Raw genomic sequence first — 21,443 nt, forward strand, 5'->3', positions numbered from 1 at the left:
CCATTAAATAGATAATATTTTTTGATTCTTAGATGGAAAGGTGTAGGTGACCCCAGGCTAAGCCAGCACCGAAGCCACTTAGGATAATGGACTGCGTTCCATCCAGTCGCAATCGCCCGTCACGAACCAGTTGGTCTAGGAGAATTGGGATAGAGCCTGCTGAGGTATTGGCCGCTTGGGCAATATTGGCAGGCACCTTGCTTTCTTCTAGGGACAACTTGTCCGCAATCAGATTTAACAAGCGTTGGTTCGCTTGGTGACAAATCAAATAGTCAATATCAAAATCATTCTGCTCAATAAAGTTTGCTAGGGTTTTGATGACGGTTCGTTTGACGAAATTGAAGACGTCACGCCCTTGCATCTGCATAGCCCACTGACCATCGGACGCTTCATGGACCTCAATGGCCGCGCCCCCTGTTCCTTGGGCAAAGACTTGACTAGCATAGCCGCTGAGTTCTTGACCATCGTGTTGAATCAGGACAGCCCCTGCCCCATCACCGAACAAGACGGCAGTGGTACGGTCTGTCAGATCCACAATCTGACTCATCTTCTCAGCACCGATGACCAGGGTGTAACCTTGGGTCTGGCTAGCTGCCAGGCGGTTGGCTACTTCCATCGCCATTACAAAACCAGAACAGGCGCCGTTGAGGTCAAAGCCCCAAGCCCCTTCGGCCCCAATCATGGCTTGCACTTGGCAGGCAATTGATGGGGTCGCAGCCTTAGCCGACATGGTTGCGACGACAATATGACGAATTTGGCTGACAATGTCAGGGGATAAATTCTTCAATAATTGCTTGGCCGCCTCACTCGCCATCATCGCGACGGTTTCGTGCTCAGCTGCGAAGTAACGTTGGTGAATCCCTGTCCGTTGGACAATCCACTCGTCACTGGATTCTAGTTGATAAGCATTGATTAAGTGGTCGTTGGACCAGGCTTGTCCAGGTAAATAAGCACCTGTTGCAATAATACGACTCATCTTACTCTCCTAATCGTTGTTTAGCGTTGTCCAAGAAACGATGTAAATTACGTAGGCCCTTAACTAGGGTGGCTGCCTCTTCAGGCTCCATACCATTTAGGGTCTCGGCTACCATGTTCAAGTGGAACTTACGGTGCATCCGATAGAGTAATTTACCCCGCTTAGTTAGCTTGAGTAGCACCACCCGGCGATCGCTGGGTGAAGACACACGCTCAACATAGCCTTTTTTTACTAAGTTTTGGATGGACACTGACAGGGTCCCCATGGTGATGGCAATTTTCTTAGCCACCTCCGAAGAGCTCAAGTTGCCGCCCAAACCAATAGCTTCAATCGTATGCATTTCCTTGATTGATAAATCCGAAAACTCACTCATCTTGAGCGAAGTTTCTTCAATTAACAGAATTTCATTAAAGATAGAGACCAAAAATTCGTTCATTTCAAAAATGGTCGAATGGTCCACTCACTATCACTCCTTTAACTTATTTTGAACATCAAACTATTTGATAATCAAAGTTTATCGAAAGTCTGCCCATCTGTCAACACATGTGCTAGGCCCTGATAGGCTTTATGGAGCGATATCCTTGATAAATCAGGCATGGTCGCGTTTGCAAGGTTTTTTTGTCATCTTCTTGTTGCCTTGGCGAAAGAAAGTGACTGAAAAGCCCTTACCTTGGGGCTGGGCCGGGCTTAAGGGCTTGTGACTTGCAGATAGTCATCAAAATAAGAGGAGCTAGTGGTCCACTTTCCCGAGTGGTCCACTGGCTCCTTTGTTTTTGCCGGAAACTAGGGAAATTCACCGTTTTGGCGTGAGCCAGTGGTCCACTTGCCAGAGTGGTCCACTGGCTCCTCTGTTTTTGCCGGAAACCAGGGGAATTCGCCGGTTTGGTCTGAGCTAGTGGCCCACTTTCTCGAGTGGTCCACTGGCTCCTTTGTTTTTGCCGGAAATCGGGGGAATTCGCAGGTTTGGCGTGAGCTAGTGGTACACTTTCTCGAGTGGACCACTAGCTCCTTTGTTTTTGCAGGAAAACAAGGGGAAAGTGCCGGTTTGGTCTGAGCTAGTGGCCCACTTTCTCGAGTGGTCCACTGGCTCCTCTGTTTTTGCCGGAAACCAGAGAAAATCGCCGGTTTTGACTGAGCTAGTGGTCCACTTTCCAGAGTGGACCACTAGCTCCTCTGTTTTTGTCGGAAACCAGGGCAAAGCGACGGTTTGCCGTGAGCTAGTGGTCCACTTTCTCGAGTGGACCACTGGCTCCTTTGTTTTTGCCGGAAACCAGGGGAATTCGCCAATTTTGACTGAGCTAGTGGTCCACTTTCTCGACTGGGCCACTAGCTCCTTTGATTTTGCCGGAAACTAGGGGAATTCGCAGGTTTGGTCTGAGCTAGTGGTCCACTTTCCAGAGTGGACCACTAGCTCCATACAAAAAAGCCAGCAAGACTGGCTTGCTAGCTATAAAGGTTAAAAACTTATTGGGGCAGGCGCTCCCACTTGGCCTTAACCAGGTCTCCCTGCTGGCTGTAGTGGACGCCCATGCTGGTGTCACCCTGCTCAGGCGCTGTCCCACTAATGGCAGCTAAGACCTGACCCGAAGATAGGTCCACTAGGTACCATTGCTGGCTGGACTTGTCTTGACCGACTAGGGCCGGTTTCTGGGTCCCCTGGTCATTGAAGGCTTTCACCTGGCGCATGGCCTGGTAGTCCTTGAAATCAATGAGCTTGTCCTTGGCCCGTAGGTGGAGGGCATAACCGGACTGGGTCTGATAGAGGGTGGCAGTCCGAGTCACAGACCAAGACTGCTTAATGCCGGTCAGGCGCTCTTCTTCCCCAATCAAAAGGGTCTGATTGCCCTCCGGGCCTTCAAGACGGCCACTCTCCCCCATTTGATCTAGGCCGGACAAGTCCAGGATAAAACTCGGAATGGAAATAGGGTCATAGCTAATGACGGCCAACTTGCCGACATCGACCGCTGGCTTTCGTGGCGGAATAGGATGGCTAGGGCCCGAGCCGGTAAAGCGTCCGAAGATAGCTGCCAGTAAAAAGGCAAGCCCCGCCAACCCCAAGCGCCACATAGGCCAATAAGGCAGGCGGAAGCCCTGCTTGCTCTTCTTAAGCAAATGGGTCAGGCCATATTGCTGGGCCAGTTGCTTGACCCTCTTGCGCTTGTGACGATTCTGGGTCAGGACTAGGCGGGTCAGGGCCCGGTCTAATGCTTCTTTCTGGCCATGCTGACGAATTTGCGCCATAAGGGCTTGGTTGGTCAGCAAGTCTTCTAGGTCCTGGTCATCCAGGAAGCCTCTGAGCGGAGCCAAAAGCTGCTGAATGTCAACTTGATAGTCCAGGTTGAAGTCCATGGACGGCTGGTAGTCCGCAGGCTCTGGCTCCTGCTCCAACTCCTCCTGGCGGAAAAGGCCCTGCTCGGGCTCTTCCAATTCAGAGAAAATGGGGTCGTCAGCCTCTAACTCGTCCAAGTCCCCCAAAGAACTATCGGACTGGCTGTCATCCCAGTTAAGGCTGCCCGACTGGCGGCTGTCCTCGGCTTGGTCCTGCCAATTAAGGCTACCCGACTGGCGGCCTTCCTCGGCTTGGTCTTGCCAGTTAAGGCTGCCTGTTTGGCGGCCTTCTTCAGCTAGGTCTTGCCAGTTAAGGCTGCCCGACTGACGACTGTCCTCTGGCTGGTCCTGCCAGTTGAGGCTACCTGACTGGCGACTGTCCTCTGGCTGGTCCTGCCAGCTTAAATGGGCCTGGCTGACTGGCTCCTGGTCTTGCGGTGCTGACCAGGACAGGGACTGGCTACTGGTGCTGTCCTCAGGCCCCTGATTGGCATCCGACCAATCTAAGCTGGTTTCAGAGCTAGGCTCTGTTTGCTTAGGTGCTTGCCACTGGGACTTGGTCTGGCCACTTGGGCCGGGCGACTGGCCAGGCTTTTGGCCGGCCGACTGGCTAGGCTTTTGGTCAGCCGACTGGCTAGGCTGCTGGGCTGACGGCTTGGCCTTAGACTGCTCGCTGGCATGAGCGGGCTGGTGGCTGCCTTTGCTAGTGGCGCTTGGGCCGCTGCTTGCTGACTGGTCGCCAGCGTCAGAAGGCTGACTGTCAGGTCTAGGGGCACTGGCTGCCGGCCTGCCACCCGCAAAATCCGCCCCCACTCCCCCGCTTTCTTGGGCAGCTAAGTCGGTCGCCCGCTTGAGCGCCTCTTGATAGGCTGCCTGCAGGGCCTGGAATTCTTCCGGATGCTCCTCTGGATGGTAGAGCTTAACTTGTTGGGCATAGGCCCGCTTAATGGCTTTCTTATCCGCAGTTGGCCCGCTTAGCCCTAAGACTTGCCAGGGCGTCTTAGCCATGGGCATCCTCCCCTTCCTCAGTTTCACTATCCTCATTTAGGAATTCCATGACGGTCCGGTCTAGCTCGGCTTCTAATTCTTGGTCCCAATCCGAATCTTGATCCCAGTCAGACTCCACATCCCGGAAGATATCGCCCATGCCGGCATCCAAGCCCCACTCTAGGTGGTCTAGGTAGTCATTGGTTGAATCCAGCAGCTGCCGCTTCTTAAGCAGGTTGTTCTGATAACGGGCAAAGAGACGGGAGAAGCGCATCAGAGTCAGTTGTAAGTCTTGCTGTTGCTCCAAGCTCAACTCTTGGTAGAGACGCAGGGCCCGTTCAAAGAGGGCATCCCGCTCTGGTTGGCTAGCCAATTGTAGGGCTAGCTCCTTGATTTCCTTATGGGCGGTATCAGTGGCATCCACCGCTACCAGGCTCTTGTTAGGGCCCAGCTTGTAGGTCTTGACTTCGTCGGTGGCCACGGTCTTGATTTCCACATAGAGGATAGAGTTGATGTCATAGGAATAAGTGACCGCAAAGGACTGGTCGTCAACATTGCTAGGCACTGGCAACTGAACCGAGCCCAGGAAAAGATTGTCCTTGGCATACATGGCTTCCCCCTGGTAGACCTTGAAACGAATAGTTGGCTGATCCTTACGGACTGGCGAATAAATCTGGGTCTTGCTGCTAGGCAGAACGGAGTTACGCGCAATCAGGACGTCGGACAAATCCTTGTCCTCATCCACATAGTTGTGAACCGAAGTAGACAGGGAGAAAGGACAAATGTCGGTCACCACCAAGTCCTTAACCTCTTGGGCCCGGGTCTTGATACCGATATACTGACCTAAACCTAGGGCCACTAACTCGTCCATCTTCTGACCGCTAACGACTGGCAGGTTAAGTAGGCGCTTGAGGTAGTCATTGACCACTGGCATGTAGGAAGAACCCCCAACCAAGATCAGGCGGTCTAGTTCGCCCGCGCCAAACTTACTTTCCACAATGGCCTTGCGGATAACTTCCCGCATGCGTTTGAAGAGGGGCTGGCTGATTTCAGCCAATAATTCATTGGTAATCTTATATTCATGGGACTTGCCTTCCAGTTGGACCTGCATATTGACTGACTCAAATTCAGACAATTGCTTCTTAACCCGCTCTGCCGCCAAGAGCAAAGAGTTGCGGGTCCGGCGGTTGAGAGCCTCAAAATTAGTCCCAGCCTTGCGGCAAACATATTGGGCAATCAATCGGTCGAAGTCGCTACCGCCTAGGTGGTTATCCCCGGCAATAGCCGCAATGGAGATGACATTTTCGAAGCAGTCCACCACGGACACGTCCAGGGTCCCGCCCCCAAAGTCGAAGACCACGAAGGTCTCGAATTCATCTGCCTGGTGACAGGCAATGGCTGCTGCAGACGGCTCATTAATGAGACGTTCTACCTTGAGACCTAGCAATTCGCCCGCCTTCTTAGTGGCTTGGCGTTGCTCCGCGTTGAAGTAAGCCGGCACACTAATGACCAGCTCGGTCACCGTCTGGCCTAGAAAGGCCTCGGCGTCTGCCACCAACTGTTTGAGGACGCAGGCCGACAATTCTTCCGGCTGGAAGGCCCGTTTGGACAAGGTAATTTGGCGGTTGGCCCCCATATGGAGCTTGAAGAGTTGGGCGGTGTCTTGGGGATGGGTCACTAATTTCTCCCGGGCAATCTTACCCACTTGGATTTCGGACCCGTCATAGTAGACCACACTCGGAGTCAGATACTCCCCAAAACTGTTGGGAATCATGCGAACTTGCCCTTCACTATAGGCCACCGCCAAACTGTTGGTGGTGCCTAAGTCAATACCGATAACTGTCATAATACTTACTCCTTTTCACGCGATGAGAATCTGGCCAGCAAAGCCCCTACAAGGTAGGGAACTAAGGTCAGGGCCATGAGCCACCAGATAATGTTGGGCACCTGCCAGAAGGCGCCTTGATAAAGTCGCCAAGCCACCAGCAAGGCCGAGACGCTGATCAGGTAGCTGACCTGATTAATCAGGTAGCGCCCTGCTGGCTTCTTGGTCGGGTCTAGTTTGGCGTTGACATATAAATAGAAGCTACTTAATAAAAAGATAGAAAAGTTGTGCTGGCTCATGTGCAAGAACCAGGCAACCAGGGTTACTAGGACCAGGCCGGCCAAAATCAGGTAGAGGATGGGTTGACCCGCATCATAGACCTGATTCTTAAAGCGAAAGGCTCCCATACCCAGCCCTCGTTGGGCCAAGAGCAGGACCGCCACTAGTACCATGAGCAGGCCAAAAGTCCAGCCAAAGGCCGGCAGCCAAGTCTCTTGCCAGACCGCCAAGCCACCCAAGACCAGGGTGCCCAGATAGAGACCGGCCAGGGGCAGACTGGACAGGGCAAGATAACGGTAGCCCCGGCCATCCAAGTAATGAGGGAAGTGGCCCCAGTTATTGACCGTACTGTACTGTAATTCAAAGCAGTAGCAGACTAAGGCGTTGCTGGCCACCAAGGGCAGCCAGACGGCATAGGCTTGGGGCCAAATCATGATCCCTAACCAGATTAAAATCTGTAAGCCAAAGCAAGCCAGACTGCCAAGGGTCGTAATCAAGCCCGTTAGGAGCATAGCACGATTGGTTGGATACCAAGACTTGCCCACCAGCTCCTGCCAGCGCTGATTGACCCGCTGGCCAAGGGCATGGGTCAGGTCCGGGTCGCCATTGAGGCTGGGAACATAGCCGATGAGGGTGTAGAGCACCCGTTTATTTTCTAATGATTCCAGGGGCAGGGCTTGTAGGGCCAGTAGGAAGTCTTCCTGGGGCACCTGCCAGTCCTTGTTGGCTTGGTCGACTAGGAGTTGCTGCCAAGCTGACCAGTCATTGAATTGCTGCTTAAGCCCGGCCAAGTTCTGGGCCAGCCGATTATGAGCTACCTGCTGGGTGAATTGGCCCGACAAACCCGACGCCATCCAGGCTTCCAGGTCAAAGTCGGTCCAGTCGGTCCCTGACTGCTCAGACGAATCATCCAAGTCATTAAACAAGCTGGCGATGTCCTGGCTAGCGCCCCGCTGGCTGAGGGCCCATTGATAGGCTGCCTCTAGCTGGGCCAGGGCCTGGGCATCCTCCTGCCACTCCTCATAGCGTTGGCGATAGGCTGCCTCTAGGACCGCCTCATCCTCTGTGGGACCCTCTAGGCCCAATATTTCATATGCTAACATGTCTGTCGCCCCCTCCGTAGCGCGGTCATATTTGGTGCTTGAGTTTCGTGCTTCTATTGTACTACAGATTGAGGCCAGTTGAAAGTTAGGGCCTTTTCTTGGGCAAGGAGCGCACGGGTCTGCTATACTAGAGCTAAGAATCCATAAGGAGGGATTAGTATGGTATTAGGCAATTTATTCCAAGGCCTATCCGGCAATATGAGTGAGGTCTCCAAGGACAGCTTAGCCAAGGACTACGGCCACCTCTTAATCGAACAGGAAGAAATCCAGGCGGGCTATGCCCTCATTAGGGACCTGGTCATCTTCACCAATATCCGCATTCTCTTGGTCGACCACCAAGGCACCACCGGCAAGAAGGCCCGCTATAAGACCATCTTCCTCATGAACATTATTAATGTTGAGCTAGAAACGGCTGGCGCCATGCTGGATGACAGCGAACTGACCATTGAGTACCTGGACAACATCCGCCTCAAGGCCCACAGCGAAAGCCGCCAGACCCTGACCCTGGAATTCCCCAAACGCTATGACATGGGCCCCCTCTATACTATGTTAATGAAGCTGGCCTATGAGAATCGGCTAAGGGCGAATAATTAGATTGGCTAACCCAACTTGACTTCTACTTCTTCTAATGTTAAGTTGTAAGTATGAAACAAGGTTCGCCCTTGGCCCGCTCTATCGGGTTTATGGGAGTCGGCGTTAGCTGGCTTCTTTTTTTGTCATCGATTTATAGTGTAGGCTTTTAATGCTCCTACTATAGATTAAAATTGCAAATTCTTGCGGAATGTTTTAGGATTTTTGCTGAATCAACCTTCACCTCTTCCAAGTCTTATCAGATTGGGATAGTATATCAGTATACTTTTATAAAGAAATCACATCTTATACTTAAGTCATTTTGGAGGGATATTAAGTTTGAAATTTAAAGATTATTTGGCATTCATTTTTGTAGCTAGCTTCTTGATAGTCAGTGTTGACCTAGTATTAGATTATTCTGGTCATCATCTACTCTCTAGATTGACTGGCTACCACTTCGAGCTCGTTAAAACAGAAGAAAACGCGAAACCTAAAACTTCTTCAGCTAGTCAGAAAGAAATCATTGAATATCAACTACCTGACGAAGCAATTGGAAGTGGCGAGTTCAATATTTCATCTGCATCTGGTTCTACTGAGAGTGGTCAGGCAGTATATATTTATAAAGATGGCAACTGGTTACAGATTGGTGTTTCAGCTCGGAATCTAGATGGTGCTTTGCTCACCTATTTCTACATTGACGGAATAGAAGTTGATAGCAAACAGGTTGGTTTGGGTATGGATGGTTCTCTCTATGTTCCAGATACAAAAACAAATGTTGGCAAGCATAAAGTACACGCCGTCCAATATAAGGATAACGATAAAGCAAAAGGCCTAGTCTTTAATAGAGTCCATGAATTTGAGATTAAAGAAAAATAAAGAAACGCCACTAGACTTTGTTGGCTAGCGGCGTTTCTTTCATTCTTATACTGTGTAATTTTTGTGCACACCAAGTGACACATGCAATATCACTTGCAGACAAAAAGCCCGTCTTAACGGGCTTTTTGAATAGGTAAAATCATGTATAAACTGCCTTTACATCCCAGGAGGGATTCGAACCCCCGACCGTTCGCTTAGAAGGCGAATGCTCTATCCAGCTGAGCTACTGAGACATGCTGTATTCGCAAGTCGAATACCTATCTATTTTACGGCATGGGGCGGGCTTTGTCAAGGTCTGTCAGGCCTGGGCGGGCCCCTTTTCTTGGCTGGCAGATTGGCTAGCTTGGTCCTAAACCGAGACCTCGCAAGCGCCTCTTCCCGGTCGGCTCTTTTACTTAACTTGAGTCCCAACCTCCCCTCCTCGCCAGCTCCCAAGTCCACAGTCTCCCAGCCCACACAAAAAGAGACCAGGACCGCCGTCCTAGTCTCCTAATAGTTAGAGCATTATGCTTGGCCAGTTGCTTTAGCAACGGCTTCCGCTACCAAGGCTTCTACTTCATCAACAGTGGTGCACTCCTTGATGGCTTTGTCAGCCAAGGCTTTCATTTCTTGAGAGTCCAACTTGGTTAAGAGGGAGCGCGTCTTCAAGATCGAAGTCGCTGACATAGAGAACTCGTCTAAGCCCATCCCTAAGAGGAGTGGCACAGCCGTTTGGTCCCCAGCCATTTCCCCACACATACCAGTCCATTTGCCTTCAGCATGCGATGCGTCGATGACGTGCTTGATCAAGGTCAAGATAGACGGGTTGTAAGGTTGGTAGAGGTAAGAGACTTGCTCGTTCATCCGGTCCGCCGCCATGGTGTATTGGATCAAGTCGTTGGTCCCGATAGAGAAGAAGTCTACTTCCTTAGCAAATTGATGAGCCAAGACAGCCGCAGCAGGAATCTCAATCATGATCCCGACTTGGATGCCGTCAGCTACTGCCACGCCTTCAGCGACTAATTCAGCCTTGACTTCTTCGTAGAAGGACTTAGCTGAACGGAATTCGCTCAAGGTCGCGATCATTGGGAACATAATCCGTAAGTTGCCGTGAACAGACGCGCGTAAAAGAGCCCGCAATTGGGTCTTGAACATGTCGCGTTGGTCCAAGGAAATCCGGATAGCCCGGTAACCCAAGAATGGGTTCATTTCGTGTGGTAATTCCAAGTATGGTAACTCTTTGTCACCACCGATATCCATGGTACGTACCACTACTGGCTTGCCAGCCATTGATTCCAATACAGCCTTGTAAGCTTCGTATTGTTCATCTTCAGTTGGGAAATCAGCAGAGTCCATGTAAAGGAACTCAGTCCGGTAGAGACCGACTGCTTCCCCACCGTTAGCCAAGACACCGGCTACGTCTTTTGGCGTCCCGATGTTGGCAGCCAATTCCACGTGTTTGCCGTCTTTGGTTACGGATGGTGCAGAGACCAGTTTTGCCCATTCTGCTTTTTGGTCAGCGAAGGCTTGGGCTTTTTGGCGGTATTCCGCTACTTCCGCTTCGCTAGGGTTAACAAGTACTTTACCTTCTAAGGCGTCGACGATTAATAAGTCGCCATCCTTAACCACATGGGTTACTTCCTTGGTCCCGACAATGGCAGGAATTTCCAAAGAGCGCGCCATAATGGCTGAGTGAGACGTGCGTCCGCCAATATTTGTTACAAAGGCCCGAACGTATTTCTTGTTCAATTGCGCCGTGTCACTTGGAGTCAAGTCATGGGCAATGACAATGGCTTCTTCAGAGATAGTAGCTGGACTTGGTAACTTAACGCCTAAGAGGGCGGCAAGTACGCGTTCAGATACGTCTTTGATGTCGGCTGCACGCTCTTGCATGTATGGGTTGTCTTCCATTGATTTGAACAATTGGATGAACATGCCACTTACATCACGCAAGGCTGCTTCCGCATTTACCTTTTCGCTACGGATAGTATTTTTGATTTGGTCAGTTAATTCTGGGTCTCCTAATACCAACAAGTGAGCTTCAAAGACCTGTGCCTCGTGTTCGCCTAAAGCGTCTAATGCCAAGTCACGAATGGCTGTGATCTCTTCTTTGGCTTGAGCCAAGGCAGCATCCAAACGCGCAACTTCGGCGTCAGTGTCTGCTACGGCTACTCGCTCAAAGCTCAAATCTGGCTCCGTTAATAAATAAGCAGGAGCGATGGCAATCCCATCACTCGCTGCAATACCCGCTAAGTAAGTCATTACTCAGCCAAGCCTTCTTTTTTCATAGTTTCAGTTACTGCTTCAAGCGCTTCTTTTTCGTCAGCACCTTCTGCCGTAATGGTTACGTCAGCGCCTTGGCCTACGCCTAATGACATAACACCCATGATGGATTTCAAGTTAACAGATTTACCTTTGTATTCTAAGTTTAAATCAGCAGAGAATTTGCTTGCAGTTTGTACCAACAAAGTCGCTGGACGTGCGTGAATCCCTGTTTCAGCTACAACGTGAAATTCTTTCTTTTCCATATCAAAAAAACTCCTTTGAAAAAATAGTTTAGAAGATGAGGATGTAATGGCGATTACATCTCTTCACGTACTAGGATAACATTTTTTTCCCGATAGAACAACCGTCTAGCATGAAAAAATGACCCAAAGGCGAAATTTTTTTTAAACGCTTTCCTAATTTAGCCCCATCCTAGTCGCTTTTTATCATGAAAATGTCTCTTTGCGGTTTTTTTCTAGAAATTCCCCTATATTTTTGGTTTGAAAAGGCTTATAATAGAATAAAGGAGGGTCTCGTATGAAAATGATCGACGTCACCAATAGTCATTATGACTTGGTCACTAAACAGCTAGAATGTTCGGACGCATCCATTGTTAAGGTCTACACCCTAGGCCCCACAACCGTCTTCTATTCAGCTGCCCCAACCCACAAGAACATCATCGTCATCAATAAGAACCGCCCTGTGCGCGCCAAGGAAATTGATTTTGCCATTGCCAAGCTCTTCCAGCAAAACAACCGTGACAATGTCGAAATCCTAGAGGCCCACAACTTTGTCGAGTTAGAACTCCGCCTATAAGCAGGCGGTTTTTTTCTTATCTAAATAAAAAATAAGAGACTGAAAGCAGGCCTTTCAGTCTCTTTTGCTTCTATTATTTTTCTTTGAGCAGCTGACGAATGTCTTCTAGACAAGTCCGGCGCAAGAGGCGGCCGTTCTCGAAGACTGGTAGCAAGAGGTTGTCGCAGCCTGCCAAACTTTCGCGGGTATGGCCGTCTTCGTAGGTCAGCTGACCTTGGTCATTGCGGTAAACCCGCACCCGGCCTTTTTGTGACTTCTTGGTGCCACCCTTGTCGGTCTTAGGCGCCTTGAAGATAGCCTTCTCTTGACCGTCGATGACCACTGAGGTCGCCTTGAGGGCGAAGCCGAAGGAGTCCCGGGTCATGGATTGATAGGACCGGCTGCCAATGCCGAAGACCACGTTGGAGCTAGCAAAGCCCTTAGCTGCCAAGCGCTCTAAGATCAGTTGGGCCCGTTCCAGGGTAATGGAGTCGCCATAGATGGCCCCGATATGCGGATCCAGCACCTTGTAGCCCAAGTCATTGACCTGGCCGCCAAAGGTATCCCAGAGGCACTCAATTAGCCCTTTTTCTTCTGGCGTTTGGCCCTTGCCAAATTCTTGGATCGTCCCGCAGAGAATGTCTTCTGGCACGCCAGAGTCAGGCCGGATGACCAAGCGACCCTCACGTTCCAGAATGACTGACTTAAGGGCTGGCAGGTATTCCCCTACCACGCGCCAGAAGTCCCAACTATCACTCACCACGCTGACAAAGCCCTTAGGATAGACATCCGTTAGCAGGTGGCGGAAGAGTTCTTGCTCGCTATCCTCGCCATAGGCACACATGACGCTGTGCTCTGTGGCCGGAATACTCATAATAATCGGAGCCTTCTCACAGTCAGCCTCATAGTATTCTTCATGGAAGCAACCGGCTGGAATGGTGTCCGAGCCCAAGAAGCTGAGCAAATGAGCCGCGCCTGACACTGTCGAAGTCATTTCCGAACTCATGCCCCGCATACCGAAGTCATGGGCTTGGAAGTCCACGCCCTCGACCCCACCTGTGGTTTGCAGACTGAAAGTCTCCAGAATCCGGCGGTAGCCATCGGCTACCGTGGCGCTAGTCATCGGCAACCAGAGGGTGTTGAGCATGGTGGTTTCCAGATAGCTAGACAACCAGAAGAAGTCCGGATGGGTATTCTCGATAGTCAAAACTGGCACCCTGATAGGCGCCCGAGTCCCCTCAGCTAGGGCAGAGATTTTAATAGGCAAATAGCCCAGGTCGTGCAGGGCCTCCAAGTGGGCCACGGGGACAGGGTCCAAGCCTAAGGAATGCTTGACGAAGCGTTGATAGTCGGCGATGACTTGGCGCTTAGGCTTTTGGAAGAAGCCCTCGTTGAAGCGTCGGATCAAGTATTCCTTGATATAGTATTGGATTCCGAAGACCACCACATGTTGGCTAAATTGAGCCCGTTCATTGGAACGTGGGGTCAAGACTGAGTAGACATATTCGGTCTTGGCTGGGTATTGTTCCCGGTGGGAGAGTTTGTAGAAGTCTGCTAAGAGGGTAACTGGCGTATTCATGGGCCTGGCTCCTTTCCATGAGCAAGTGATTAGAGTAATTTTTTCAATTCAATGTCTGGATACTTGTCCTTGAACCAATTTTCAGCAAAGGCGTTCTCGAACAAGAAGACTGGTTGACCGAAGCGGTCCTTAGCCAAGAGGTTACGGCTGGAAGACATGTTAGGGTTGAGGTCCTTCTCGTCAATCCAACGGGCAATCTTGTTGCCAATTGGGGTCATATCCACTTCCGCATTGTATTCATGCAGGAGGCGGTACTGGAAGACTTCAAATTGCAGCTGACCGACCGCCCCGATAATGTATTCTTCAGTGTGGTAGGTCTTGTAGAGCTGGATGGCCCCTTCTTGGACCAGCTGCTCAATCCCCTTGTGGAAGGACTTCTGCTTCATGACGTTCTTAGGTGTCACCTTCATGAAGAGTTCCGGCGTAAACTGTGGCAGGGGCTTGAATTGCAGACCGGCATTGCCCGTGTAGAGGGTGTCGCCAATCTGTAGGTTGCCTGTATCATAGAGACCAATAATGTCCCCGGCAACGGCTTCTTGCACTTCTTCCCGGGTATCGGCCATGAATTGCGTGGTGTGGGCCATGCGAATGGTCCGCTTGGTCCGGTTGAGGGTCACGTTCATGCCCTGCTCGAATTTACCGGAGCAGATGCGGACAAAGGCGATCCGGTCGCGGTGGGCTGGGTTCATGTTGGCCTGAATCTTGAAGATAAAGCCAGTAAAGCGTTCATCGGTTGGCTGAACCACCACTTCTCCTTCGGCTTCTACCGCCGCTGGCGCTGGCGCCAAATCCACAAAGGCATCGAAGAAGGTCTGGACTCCGAAACCTGTTAGGGCTGACCCGAAGAAGACAGGCGTCAACTTACCCCGGTTGATGAGTTCGCGGTCGAAGGCATTCCCCGCTTCTAACAAGAGTTGGGCATCTTCCATGGCTTGAGAATAGATAGAGGATTGCTTGAAGGCATGGTCGCCTTGGGCTTCCCCGTCTTCATCTAGAGGAATATAGCTGTCCTCTTCCCCGTCTAGGCCGCGTAATTCCACCCGGTTATTGTAGAGGTCGTAGAGGCCAAATAAGTTTTTCCCCATACCCATTGGCCAGTTCATAGGATAGGCATCAATGCCTAGGACTTCTTCTAGCTCCGCCACCAATTCCAGGGGCTCCCGACCGTCCCGGTCCAACTTGTTCATGAAGGTGAAGATTGGTATACCACGCATGGAGCAGACTTCGAAGAGTTTCTTGGTCTGAGGCTCAATCCCCTTACCTGAGTCCACCACCATGACCGCGGCATCCACCGCCATCAGGGTCCGGTAGGTATCTTCCGAGAAGTCCTCGTGCCCTGGGGTATCCAGAATATTGACTTGATAGCCATCATAGTCCACCTGCATGACCGAAGAAGTGACGGAGATCCCCCGTTGCTTCTCGATTTCCATCCAGTCGGACTTGGCGAATTTCTTAGACTGCTTCCCCTTGGCCTTGACCGTCCCGGCTTCCCGGATTGCTCCCGAGAAGAGCAGGAGTTGCTCGGTGATGGTCGTCTTCCCCGCGTCCGGGTGAGAAATAATGGCAAAGGTCCGGCGCTTGGCTACTTGACTTGTTAAACTCATGTTAGGCTCCTTCTTAGTAAGCAAAAGCCCGTGGTTGGTTGACACGGGACTTGAGGCTTATGATCGTTTCTTCTTGTTGTGTTTGGGTTTAAAAGGGACGAGCTTGCGGTCAGCATCGCTGGCTGAGCTAGAGGACTCTTCCCCTACGGGCGCTTCTTCATAGACTTGATCAGACCCGACAACTTTCTTGACTGCTTGGAACTGAGAGGAGGCGTCGTCCTCCTGGTCTTGCTTATCTTTGGCAGATGTTGATGACGCGTTCGATTGGGGCGCCTCTTGATTAGGCTCGACCGTCATCACTTCCTGGATTAGTTTCTTCAATTCTTGCTTCTCTTCTTCGGTCAGGCTGCCGTCTTGTAAGAGGTGGCTTAAATCTTCCCGACCCTTGAGGCTAAAGCCGTCATCGGCCACATATTCCTGAAGCTGGATGTTGAAGCGATTGACTTCCTTCTCTGGATAGAGGGCATCAAAGTCAGTGTCTTTGAGGATGGCTTCATACTGTGACAAAATAGTCATCATTTGGGCCTTCATCTCATTGAGCTGGTCCTTAAGTTGGGCCCCGCCTTCCACCAAATCATGGCTGTAGGCTGCGAACTCTTCCTTGTATTGGACCACTTGTTGGTTGGTCTGATCGACTAGACGTTGGGCCTCTTCCGTCGATTCTTGGACAATCTGGTTACCTGTGCGGCGGGCATCCACAATCCCGTCCTTAAGGGCTTGTTCCATGTCCTGGTATTTGACCATGTCTGCTTGCAGCTTGGTCACTTGTGCTTGGATGTCAGCGACTTGCTTTTCTAGCTCACTAATCCGCTGATCCTTGGATTCAATGACGCGTTCTACCTGACTACGATTGTAGCCGAAGAAGCTTAATCCAATATGGGTTACTTGACTCATATGGGTCACCTTTCTACTCATTCTAACTGTCCCTATTAGTTTATCAAAAAAACGGCGCCTTGGCATCCCTTTTTTGATAATTTTTCACTTATTTTGCCCCTAAATGAAAGGCCTGGGCGATATTAACCGGCGTCTGGCTGTTAAGCAAGACCAGCAACTTGATGCGAGCCTTGACCCCGCTCAAGCCCTGAGTGAAGATGACCCCGGCTTGGCGCAGCTGCTTGCCGCCCCCTTCATAGTCATAAACATCTTCCGTAATGCCGTTGAAGGCCCGCGACACCATGACCACGGGCAGGCCAGCCGCCAGCACCTTCTTAAGGCCAGCTAAGCTAGCAGGTGGCAGGTTACCTGCCCCTAAGCCTTCAATGACCAGACCATCATAGGCGCCTGAGTCCACAATGTGGTCAAACAAATCAGCCGTCATGCCCGAGTAAGCCTTGAGCAGGGCTACTTGCTTGGTTAGGCTTTGGAGCTCATAGTGCTCGGTATGAATCAACTTCTGGAAGTAGAGGACCTGGTTCTTAGACACAATCCCATTTGGGCCAAAGGTTGGCGTCTGGAAGGTAGCCACATTGGTGGTGTGGGTCTTGGTCACATAGGTGGCCGTGTGAATTTCCTCGTTCATGACTACCATGACCCCCTTGCCCCGCGACTGGTCGGCAACGGCAGTGACAATGGCCGACCGCAAATTGGCTAGGCCATCCGAGCCCATCTCATTGCTGGAACGCATGGCTCCGGTAATGATGACCGGGATGTCCAGATTCAGAGTCAACTCCAGGAAATAGGCCGTCTCTTCCAGGGTGTCAGTCCCGTGGGTGATGACCACCCCGTCGAAATCGGCCTGGTGGGCTTCAATCCAGTTCTTAAGCTCCAACATATGTTGGGGCGTCACATGGGGTGACGGCAGGTGGAAGAAGTCAATGATGGTTAGGTCAGCCAAGGAACGGAAGAGATTGCCTTCCTGGCTGAGCGGATTGGTGGAAGATGGCGAGACCTTACCAGTGGTCTGGTCCTCGCTCATGGAGATGGTTCCCCCTGTGTTTAATATGGCAATCCGTTTCATCCCTTGCCTCCCTCCTTTGGTCCTAATCGGCTATACAATACTTGCACCCCTTATTGTAACATGAATACCCCCCCAGTGTCTGTAACAAATTCCCTACAAATGGCCGACTTAAGCCTGTAAAAAAAGAGGCCCTGGGGCCTCTTTTAGGTGTACTTCAATTGGCTTAACTAGGAAAAGAGTTAGCCCGAGTCAATCCAGCTAGTGAGTCCATGCCAAGCGAGCTAGTTAGCCTGAGCCAGTCCCGCTAGTTACCCGTAGCCAACTGGAGCAGGTAGTCCAAGTAGTTGCCCTCAAAGGACTGGAGTTTTTGTCTGATGCTGGCCACTTGATCCGGCTGGTCCGTAATGATGGCATCGACCGGTTTTTGCAGGTATTTGCGGATTTTCTCATTGTCATTAATGGTCCAGACATAGATGGCCTTGCCCTGGTCGTGGGCCTGGTCAGCCAAGTAGTCCTGATAGGAGAAGTCTTCGATGACGAAGAAGTCTACCTGATTGTCGCCAAAGCCTCCTAGCTGGATGGGAATAACATAGCCGGTCTCGATTTCTGGCGCTAGCCGCTCAATTTCTTCCATGACCTTGAGGTCTAAGGACATGGTCTTATACTGGGTCTCCACACCCAGCTGACGCATCTTGTCGATAAAGATTTGAGCGTAATTGTCAGGCTCGCCCCCGTGAGGCTTGAGCTCGACTAGGAGCTTGACGCCCAGTTCTTTGGCTCGTTTGACATAGGCGTCAAAGGAAGGAATGGTGGCCTCCAGGCCGTCCTGGTGCACGGTCAAGCCCTCCACTTCCGCCAGGGTCATGTCTTGAACCCGGCGGTCAAGGCCGGCCAGGCGCTTGAGGTTGTAGTCGTGCATGACCACAAACTGCAAATCCTTGGTCAGCAGAATATCCATCTCCACCTGGTCTACCCCTTGGGCAGCCGCCGCTTCCAGGGCTGGAATGGTATTCTCCACTCCCTCGGCCACATAGCCCCGGTGGGCCACAACCTGCTGTTTAGTGTTAAGTCCACTGCTAAAGACTTCAAAGGCCGCCGAGCCATAGGCCATGGCGCCCAGCAAGACGAGCAAGAGGTAGAAGCGCCAACCACGTTTGCCCTTGGCCTGGGCTAGCAAGTAAGGCTGACTTTCCAAAGGCCGCCCCAGGAAAATCAGGAGAATGGACATGACGCCCACCTTGGTGAAGAGGCCAAAGGCGAAGTTGACGCCCCGATAGAGGGTCAGGACGCCGGCCTGGAACCAGAGATTGTCCCCCTTGGCATAAATGAGGAAGGCCAAGGCAATGCCAAGGGCCATGACGAGGAAGCTGACGAGGGCCAGCACCAATTCAAAGCCCAACAAGGCGCCCACTAGCTTGCGCTTGCCCTGACGCGTGGCCTGCCAACTCATTTTGAGCGATTGGGAGAAGGCCTGGTCGCCAATGACCATGAGGGGAACCGTGTAAATCAGACGCAGGTTGAGATAGGATAGGACTAGAAAAACCAGCCCCACCATAACCGTCCCCATGGGGGTCTTCATCAATTCACCCGTAATGAATTCCGGCACATAAATGCCCTCCGTCAGACTGGACTCGAGGACCAAGCCACTGACTGGCAAGGTAATGAGCAAATAGCCAAAAAAACTAACAAAGTCCAACCCGGTCAAGGATTTGAGCCGGCCCAGGGAATGGGTCAGCAAGCCTCGATAGGACAGGCGTTTGCCCTGGCGACAGGCATCAATCACATAGGCTATGGCCGACAGTTCCAGGTAGAAGAGCAAGGCAAAGACCGCCCCCAGGACCAGCAGAATGCCCATGCTGAGCGGGTTAGCCAGCAGATGATTAATATTGTTCTTATCCAGATTGGTCTGGTCGGCAGCTATCAGAGCCAGCCGGAAGAGATAGACCAGCAGCCCGGCCCCTAGCCCACTGACTAGGAATTGCAGGGCCGTCCCCATGGACAGTAGGACCAAGGCATGGCGCCTAATCAAACTTAGGGTCTGGCGGATGGGTTGGGATTTGTGGTGTGTATGGGTAGGTGACATAGAACTTCCTCATTATCTTAATCTAAACTTATCCAGTCCCGAGAACTGGGTCTCGTTTAGACTAACATAAAAGTGATAAAAATCATAGGGCCATTAGCCAAAAATAAGCGCAAAAAAAGGAGCCGGAAGACGGCTCCCAACTCCTTCATTTGATATTTTTTAGCCCAAGTAAGACTTCATGGTCCACAAGTGCTTGTCGTAGACAGCTTTCATACCAATCAAGAGGTCTTGGCTGACTTCGTCGATGTCAGAATGGATAGCTGCTTCTAATTGAGTGCGGAAAAGCTCGAAGTCAGCAACTGTTTCTTCGACCATTTGACGGCCTGTTTTTTCAGTCGTGTATGGTGCTTCCTTGATAGTTGCCAAGGCTAAGAATTCACCTAAAGTTGAGACTGGCTTGCCGCCAATCATCAGGATGCGTTCTGCAACTTCGTCAAATTGTTCGTGAACTTCGTTATATTGCGTTTCGAAAAGTTCGTGCAATTTGTAGAATTCCTGGCCTTTTACATAGAAGTGGTGTTGATGCAATTTCGCATATAAAACACCTAAGTTGGCTGTGATTTCGTTAAGACGTTGAACGGTTGACATAATCAAACACTCCTTTACTTTTTGATAGGATTTCCCTATCTATCTACCATTATAGACCTCTTAGATAGTAAAGCAAGGAATATGCACTTTTTATTGAGAATCATATAAACCTAGGTCTTGTTATTAGAAGAATAGGCTAAGTAAGGCCAAGAAAGGCAAGCCGCCCCAGCCAGTGGTCCACTCTTCAAAGTGGTCCACTGGCTCTGACACTTTCCCAGGTTTCCAGCCATTTTCCGGGCTTTTCATCCCAGCTAGTGGTCCACTCTCCAAAGTGGTCCACTGGCTCCGCCTCTTCCTCCGGTTTCCGGCCTTTTTCAGGCCTTTTCGCCCCAGCTAGTGGTCCACTCTCCAAAGTGGTCCACTGGCTCAGGCACTTTCCCCGATTTCCGGCCCTTTCCCAGCCTTTTCATCCCAGCTAGTGGTCCACTCTCCAGAGTGGACCACTAGCTCCCAAGGTCGGGCTCCCTTCCTCCATCAAACCCAAGAAAAAAAGACCAGCCCCAACATAGAGCTAGTCTTCTTCCTTAACCCAACTACTTAGTAGCCAGGACATATTTAGTTTGCGCCAAGGCTTCTTGCAAGCTGGCTTGGTCTACCTGACCGGTGATGGTCACGCTTTTGCTGGCCAGATCAGTGCTTACGGCTTGGACGCCGGCTACCTGGCTAAGTAGGTTCTCAATATTCTTGGCGCAGCCAGCACACTTCATGGCTTCTACAAGATAAGTTCTTTCCATCATATACTCCCTATGCCTTGAAACGACGTAGGCGCAAGGCATTAAGGATGACTGAGACGGAGCTGAAGCTCATGGCTGCGCCCGCCAACATGGGGTTGAGGAGTGGCCCGCCAAAGAGGTGCAAGACTCCCATGGCTACCGGGATGCCTAGCACATTGTAGGCAAATGCCCAGAATAGGTTCTCTTTAATATTGCGGATGGTGGCCTGACTAAGCTTGATGGCGGTCGCCACGCTGGTCAAGTCAGATCCCATGAGGACCATGTCAGCCGACTCAATGGCCACGTCCGTCCCCCGGCCAATGGCCAAGCCCACATCAGCCTGGGCCAGAGCAGGCGCGTCATTGATGCCGTCTCCTACCATGGCTACCTTGAGGCCCTTAGCCTGCAAATCAGCCACTACCTGGGCCTTGTCCGCAGGCAGAACGTCGCTAATAACTTGGTCAATGCCAGCTTCTGCAGCCAAAGCCTGCGCCGTCTTAGCATTGTCGCCCGTCAACATAATGACCTGCAAGCCCATGGCCTTGAGGCGGCGGACAGCCTCCGGACTGGTCGCCTTGAGCGGATCGGCCACCGCAATCAGGCCTATAATTTCTTCTCTATTACCTACATAAATTGGCGTCTTACCCCCAGCCGCCAAAGTTGCGGCTAGCTCTTCTGCCCGGCTCAAGTCCAGGCCAATTTCTTGCATCATGCGTCGATTGCCTAAGAAATAGAAGTTCTTGCCATTTAGGACCCGAATCCCATATCCAGTTAAGGACTGGAAGTTGGTCACTTCAGGCAAAACCAGCTCCCGCTCACGGGCACCGGCCACAATGGCCTGGCCTAGTGGGTGCTCAGAGTTAACTTCAGCTGCAGCCGCCAAGGCTAGTAACTGATCTGGCGTCCAGCCTGTCAGAGGCAGGACATCGGTCACTTGGGGCTGGCCCTGGGTCAGGGTCCCCGTCTTATCCAAGACTACGGCGTCCACTTGGTGGG

Annotated in this window: 18 protein-coding genes and 1 tRNA gene; 3 read left to right on the forward strand and 16 right to left on the reverse strand. The window is 51.3% G+C overall.

Going from position 1 to position 21,443, the window contains the following annotated elements:
• Positions 1-28 precede the first annotated feature (28 nt).
• The 5 genes from RWO08_RS08700 to RWO08_RS08720 form a co-directional block, all read right to left on the reverse strand.
• Positions 29-976, reverse strand: coding sequence for a beta-ketoacyl-ACP synthase 3 (locus tag RWO08_RS08700; protein ID WP_314211824.1), 948 nt, complete (start codon positions 974-976; stop codon positions 29-31).
• Position 977: 1 nt separating this feature from the next.
• Positions 978-1,412: a MarR family winged helix-turn-helix transcriptional regulator gene (locus tag RWO08_RS08705; RefSeq protein WP_291431598.1), complete on the reverse strand. Its 435-nt coding sequence runs from the start codon at positions 1,410-1,412 to the stop codon at positions 978-980.
• A 1,028-nt stretch (positions 1,413-2,440) separates the two neighbouring features.
• Positions 2,441-4,312 carry a DnaJ domain-containing protein gene (locus RWO08_RS08710; RefSeq protein WP_314211825.1) on the reverse strand — a complete coding sequence of 624 codons (1,872 nt, stop codon included), beginning with the start codon at positions 4,310-4,312 and terminating at the stop codon, positions 2,441-2,443.
• The gene (locus RWO08_RS08715; protein ID WP_303825412.1) at positions 4,305-6,137 is read right to left on the reverse strand and encodes a molecular chaperone HscC; all 1,833 of its coding nucleotides are present in this window, start codon (positions 6,135-6,137) and stop codon (positions 4,305-4,307) included. Before RWO08_RS08715 ends, RWO08_RS08710 begins: the two co-directional genes overlap by 8 nt.
• A 5-nt stretch (positions 6,138-6,142) precedes the next feature.
• The gene (locus tag RWO08_RS08720; protein WP_314211826.1) at positions 6,143-7,498 is read right to left on the reverse strand and encodes a hypothetical protein; all 1,356 of its coding nucleotides are present in this window, start codon (positions 7,496-7,498) and stop codon (positions 6,143-6,145) included.
• Positions 7,499-7,657: 159 nt separating this feature from the next.
• Between RWO08_RS08720 and RWO08_RS08725 the strand changes: the two genes are divergently transcribed.
• Positions 7,658-8,092 (forward strand): PH domain-containing protein, encoded by a 435-nt coding sequence (locus RWO08_RS08725; protein ID WP_314211827.1) that lies wholly within the window; start codon positions 7,658-7,660, stop codon positions 8,090-8,092.
• Positions 8,093-8,407: 315 nt separating this feature from the next.
• On the forward strand, positions 8,408-8,944 hold the full coding sequence (locus RWO08_RS08730; protein ID WP_314211828.1) for a hypothetical protein: 537 nt from the start codon (positions 8,408-8,410) through the stop codon (positions 8,942-8,944).
• A 159-nt stretch (positions 8,945-9,103) separates the two neighbouring features.
• Here RWO08_RS08730 and RWO08_RS08735 read toward each other — a convergent pair.
• The 3 genes from RWO08_RS08735 to RWO08_RS08745 form a co-directional block, all read right to left on the reverse strand.
• Positions 9,104-9,177: transfer RNA gene (locus tag RWO08_RS08735), tRNA-Arg, on the reverse strand.
• Between the two features lie 271 nt (positions 9,178-9,448).
• Entirely contained in the window at positions 9,449-11,185 is a 1,737-nt protein-coding gene (gene ptsP, locus RWO08_RS08740) for a phosphoenolpyruvate--protein phosphotransferase (RefSeq protein ID WP_314211829.1), read from the reverse strand.
• Complete coding sequence (locus RWO08_RS08745; protein ID WP_023391747.1) at positions 11,185-11,451, reverse strand: phosphocarrier protein HPr; 267 nt, start codon at positions 11,449-11,451, stop codon at positions 11,185-11,187. The genes ptsP and RWO08_RS08745 overlap by 1 nt, the downstream gene beginning before the upstream one ends.
• A gap of 274 nt (positions 11,452-11,725) precedes the next feature.
• Between RWO08_RS08745 and RWO08_RS08750 the strand changes: the two genes are divergently transcribed.
• On the forward strand, positions 11,726-12,004 hold the full coding sequence (locus tag RWO08_RS08750; RefSeq protein ID WP_035364153.1) for a DUF1827 family protein: 279 nt from the start codon (positions 11,726-11,728) through the stop codon (positions 12,002-12,004).
• Positions 12,005-12,077: 73 nt separating this feature from the next.
• Here RWO08_RS08750 and RWO08_RS08755 read toward each other — a convergent pair whose 3' ends face one another.
• The 8 genes from RWO08_RS08755 to RWO08_RS08790 form a co-directional block, all read right to left on the reverse strand.
• Entirely contained in the window at positions 12,078-13,562 is a 1,485-nt protein-coding gene (locus tag RWO08_RS08755) for a nicotinate phosphoribosyltransferase (protein WP_314211830.1), read from the reverse strand.
• Positions 13,563-13,591: 29 nt separating this feature from the next.
• Entirely contained in the window at positions 13,592-15,166 is a 1,575-nt protein-coding gene (locus RWO08_RS08760; RefSeq protein WP_314211831.1) for a peptide chain release factor 3, read from the reverse strand.
• 57 nt (positions 15,167-15,223) lie between these two features.
• On the reverse strand, positions 15,224-16,060 hold the full coding sequence (locus RWO08_RS08765) for a DivIVA domain-containing protein (protein ID WP_314211832.1): 837 nt from the start codon (positions 16,058-16,060) through the stop codon (positions 15,224-15,226).
• 88 nt (positions 16,061-16,148) lie between these two features.
• Complete coding sequence (locus RWO08_RS08770; RefSeq protein WP_314211833.1) at positions 16,149-17,123, reverse strand: asparaginase; 975 nt, start codon at positions 17,121-17,123, stop codon at positions 16,149-16,151.
• Positions 17,124-17,367: 244 nt separating this feature from the next.
• Positions 17,368-19,146, reverse strand: a complete 1,779-nt coding sequence (locus RWO08_RS08775; protein ID WP_314211834.1) for a glycerophosphodiester phosphodiesterase — start codon at positions 19,144-19,146, stop codon at positions 17,368-17,370.
• 159 nt (positions 19,147-19,305) lie between these two features.
• A complete protein-coding gene (locus tag RWO08_RS08780; protein ID WP_291427442.1) occupies positions 19,306-19,734 on the reverse strand; it encodes a DNA starvation/stationary phase protection protein in 429 nt (142 codons plus the stop codon).
• A gap of 533 nt (positions 19,735-20,267) precedes the next feature.
• Entirely contained in the window at positions 20,268-20,468 is a 201-nt protein-coding gene (locus RWO08_RS08785; protein WP_291454683.1) for a heavy-metal-associated domain-containing protein, read from the reverse strand.
• A gap of 10 nt (positions 20,469-20,478) precedes the next feature.
• Positions 20,479-21,443 (reverse strand): HAD-IC family P-type ATPase (locus RWO08_RS08790; RefSeq protein ID WP_314211835.1); only part of this gene is annotated, 965 nt, incomplete at its 5' end.

It is taken from the genome of uncultured Abiotrophia sp. (assembly GCF_963520105.1).
Taxonomy (GTDB): Bacteria; Bacillota; Bacilli; order Lactobacillales; family Aerococcaceae; genus Abiotrophia.

Bases quoted from the DNA above. Each gene is read 5' to 3' on its own strand.
- RWO08_RS08700 (WP_314211824.1), bottom strand. From the start codon at position 976: ATGAGTCGTATTATTGCAACAGGTGCTTATTTACCTGGACAAGCCTGG.
- RWO08_RS08705 (WP_291431598.1), bottom strand. From the start codon at position 1,412: ATGAACGAATTTTTGGTCTCTATCTTTAATGAAATTCTGTTAATTGAA.
- RWO08_RS08710 (WP_314211825.1), bottom strand. From the start codon at position 4,312: ATGGCTAAGACGCCCTGGCAAGTCTTAGGGCTAAGCGGGCCAACTGCG.
- RWO08_RS08715 (WP_303825412.1), bottom strand. From the start codon at position 6,137: ATGACAGTTATCGGTATTGACTTAGGCACCACCAACAGTTTGGCGGTG.
- RWO08_RS08720 (WP_314211826.1), bottom strand. From the start codon at position 7,498: ATGTTAGCATATGAAATATTGGGCCTAGAGGGTCCCACAGAGGATGAG.
- RWO08_RS08725 (WP_314211827.1), top strand. From the start codon at position 7,658: ATGGTATTAGGCAATTTATTCCAAGGCCTATCCGGCAATATGAGTGAG.
- ptsP (WP_314211829.1), bottom strand. From the start codon at position 11,185: ATGACTTACTTAGCGGGTATTGCAGCGAGTGATGGGATTGCCATCGCT.
- RWO08_RS08745 (WP_023391747.1), bottom strand. From the start codon at position 11,451: ATGGAAAAGAAAGAATTTCACGTTGTAGCTGAAACAGGGATTCACGCA.
- RWO08_RS08750 (WP_035364153.1), top strand. From the start codon at position 11,726: ATGAAAATGATCGACGTCACCAATAGTCATTATGACTTGGTCACTAAA.
- RWO08_RS08755 (WP_314211830.1), bottom strand. From the start codon at position 13,562: ATGAATACGCCAGTTACCCTCTTAGCAGACTTCTACAAACTCTCCCAC.
- RWO08_RS08760 (WP_314211831.1), bottom strand. From the start codon at position 15,166: ATGAGTTTAACAAGTCAAGTAGCCAAGCGCCGGACCTTTGCCATTATT.
- RWO08_RS08765 (WP_314211832.1), bottom strand. From the start codon at position 16,060: ATGAGTCAAGTAACCCATATTGGATTAAGCTTCTTCGGCTACAATCGT.
- RWO08_RS08770 (WP_314211833.1), bottom strand. From the start codon at position 17,123: ATGAAACGGATTGCCATATTAAACACAGGGGGAACCATCTCCATGAGC.
- RWO08_RS08775 (WP_314211834.1), bottom strand. From the start codon at position 19,146: ATGTCACCTACCCATACACACCACAAATCCCAACCCATCCGCCAGACC.
- RWO08_RS08780 (WP_291427442.1), bottom strand. From the start codon at position 19,734: ATGTCAACCGTTCAACGTCTTAACGAAATCACAGCCAACTTAGGTGTT.
- RWO08_RS08785 (WP_291454683.1), bottom strand. From the start codon at position 20,468: ATGGAAAGAACTTATCTTGTAGAAGCCATGAAGTGTGCTGGCTGCGCC.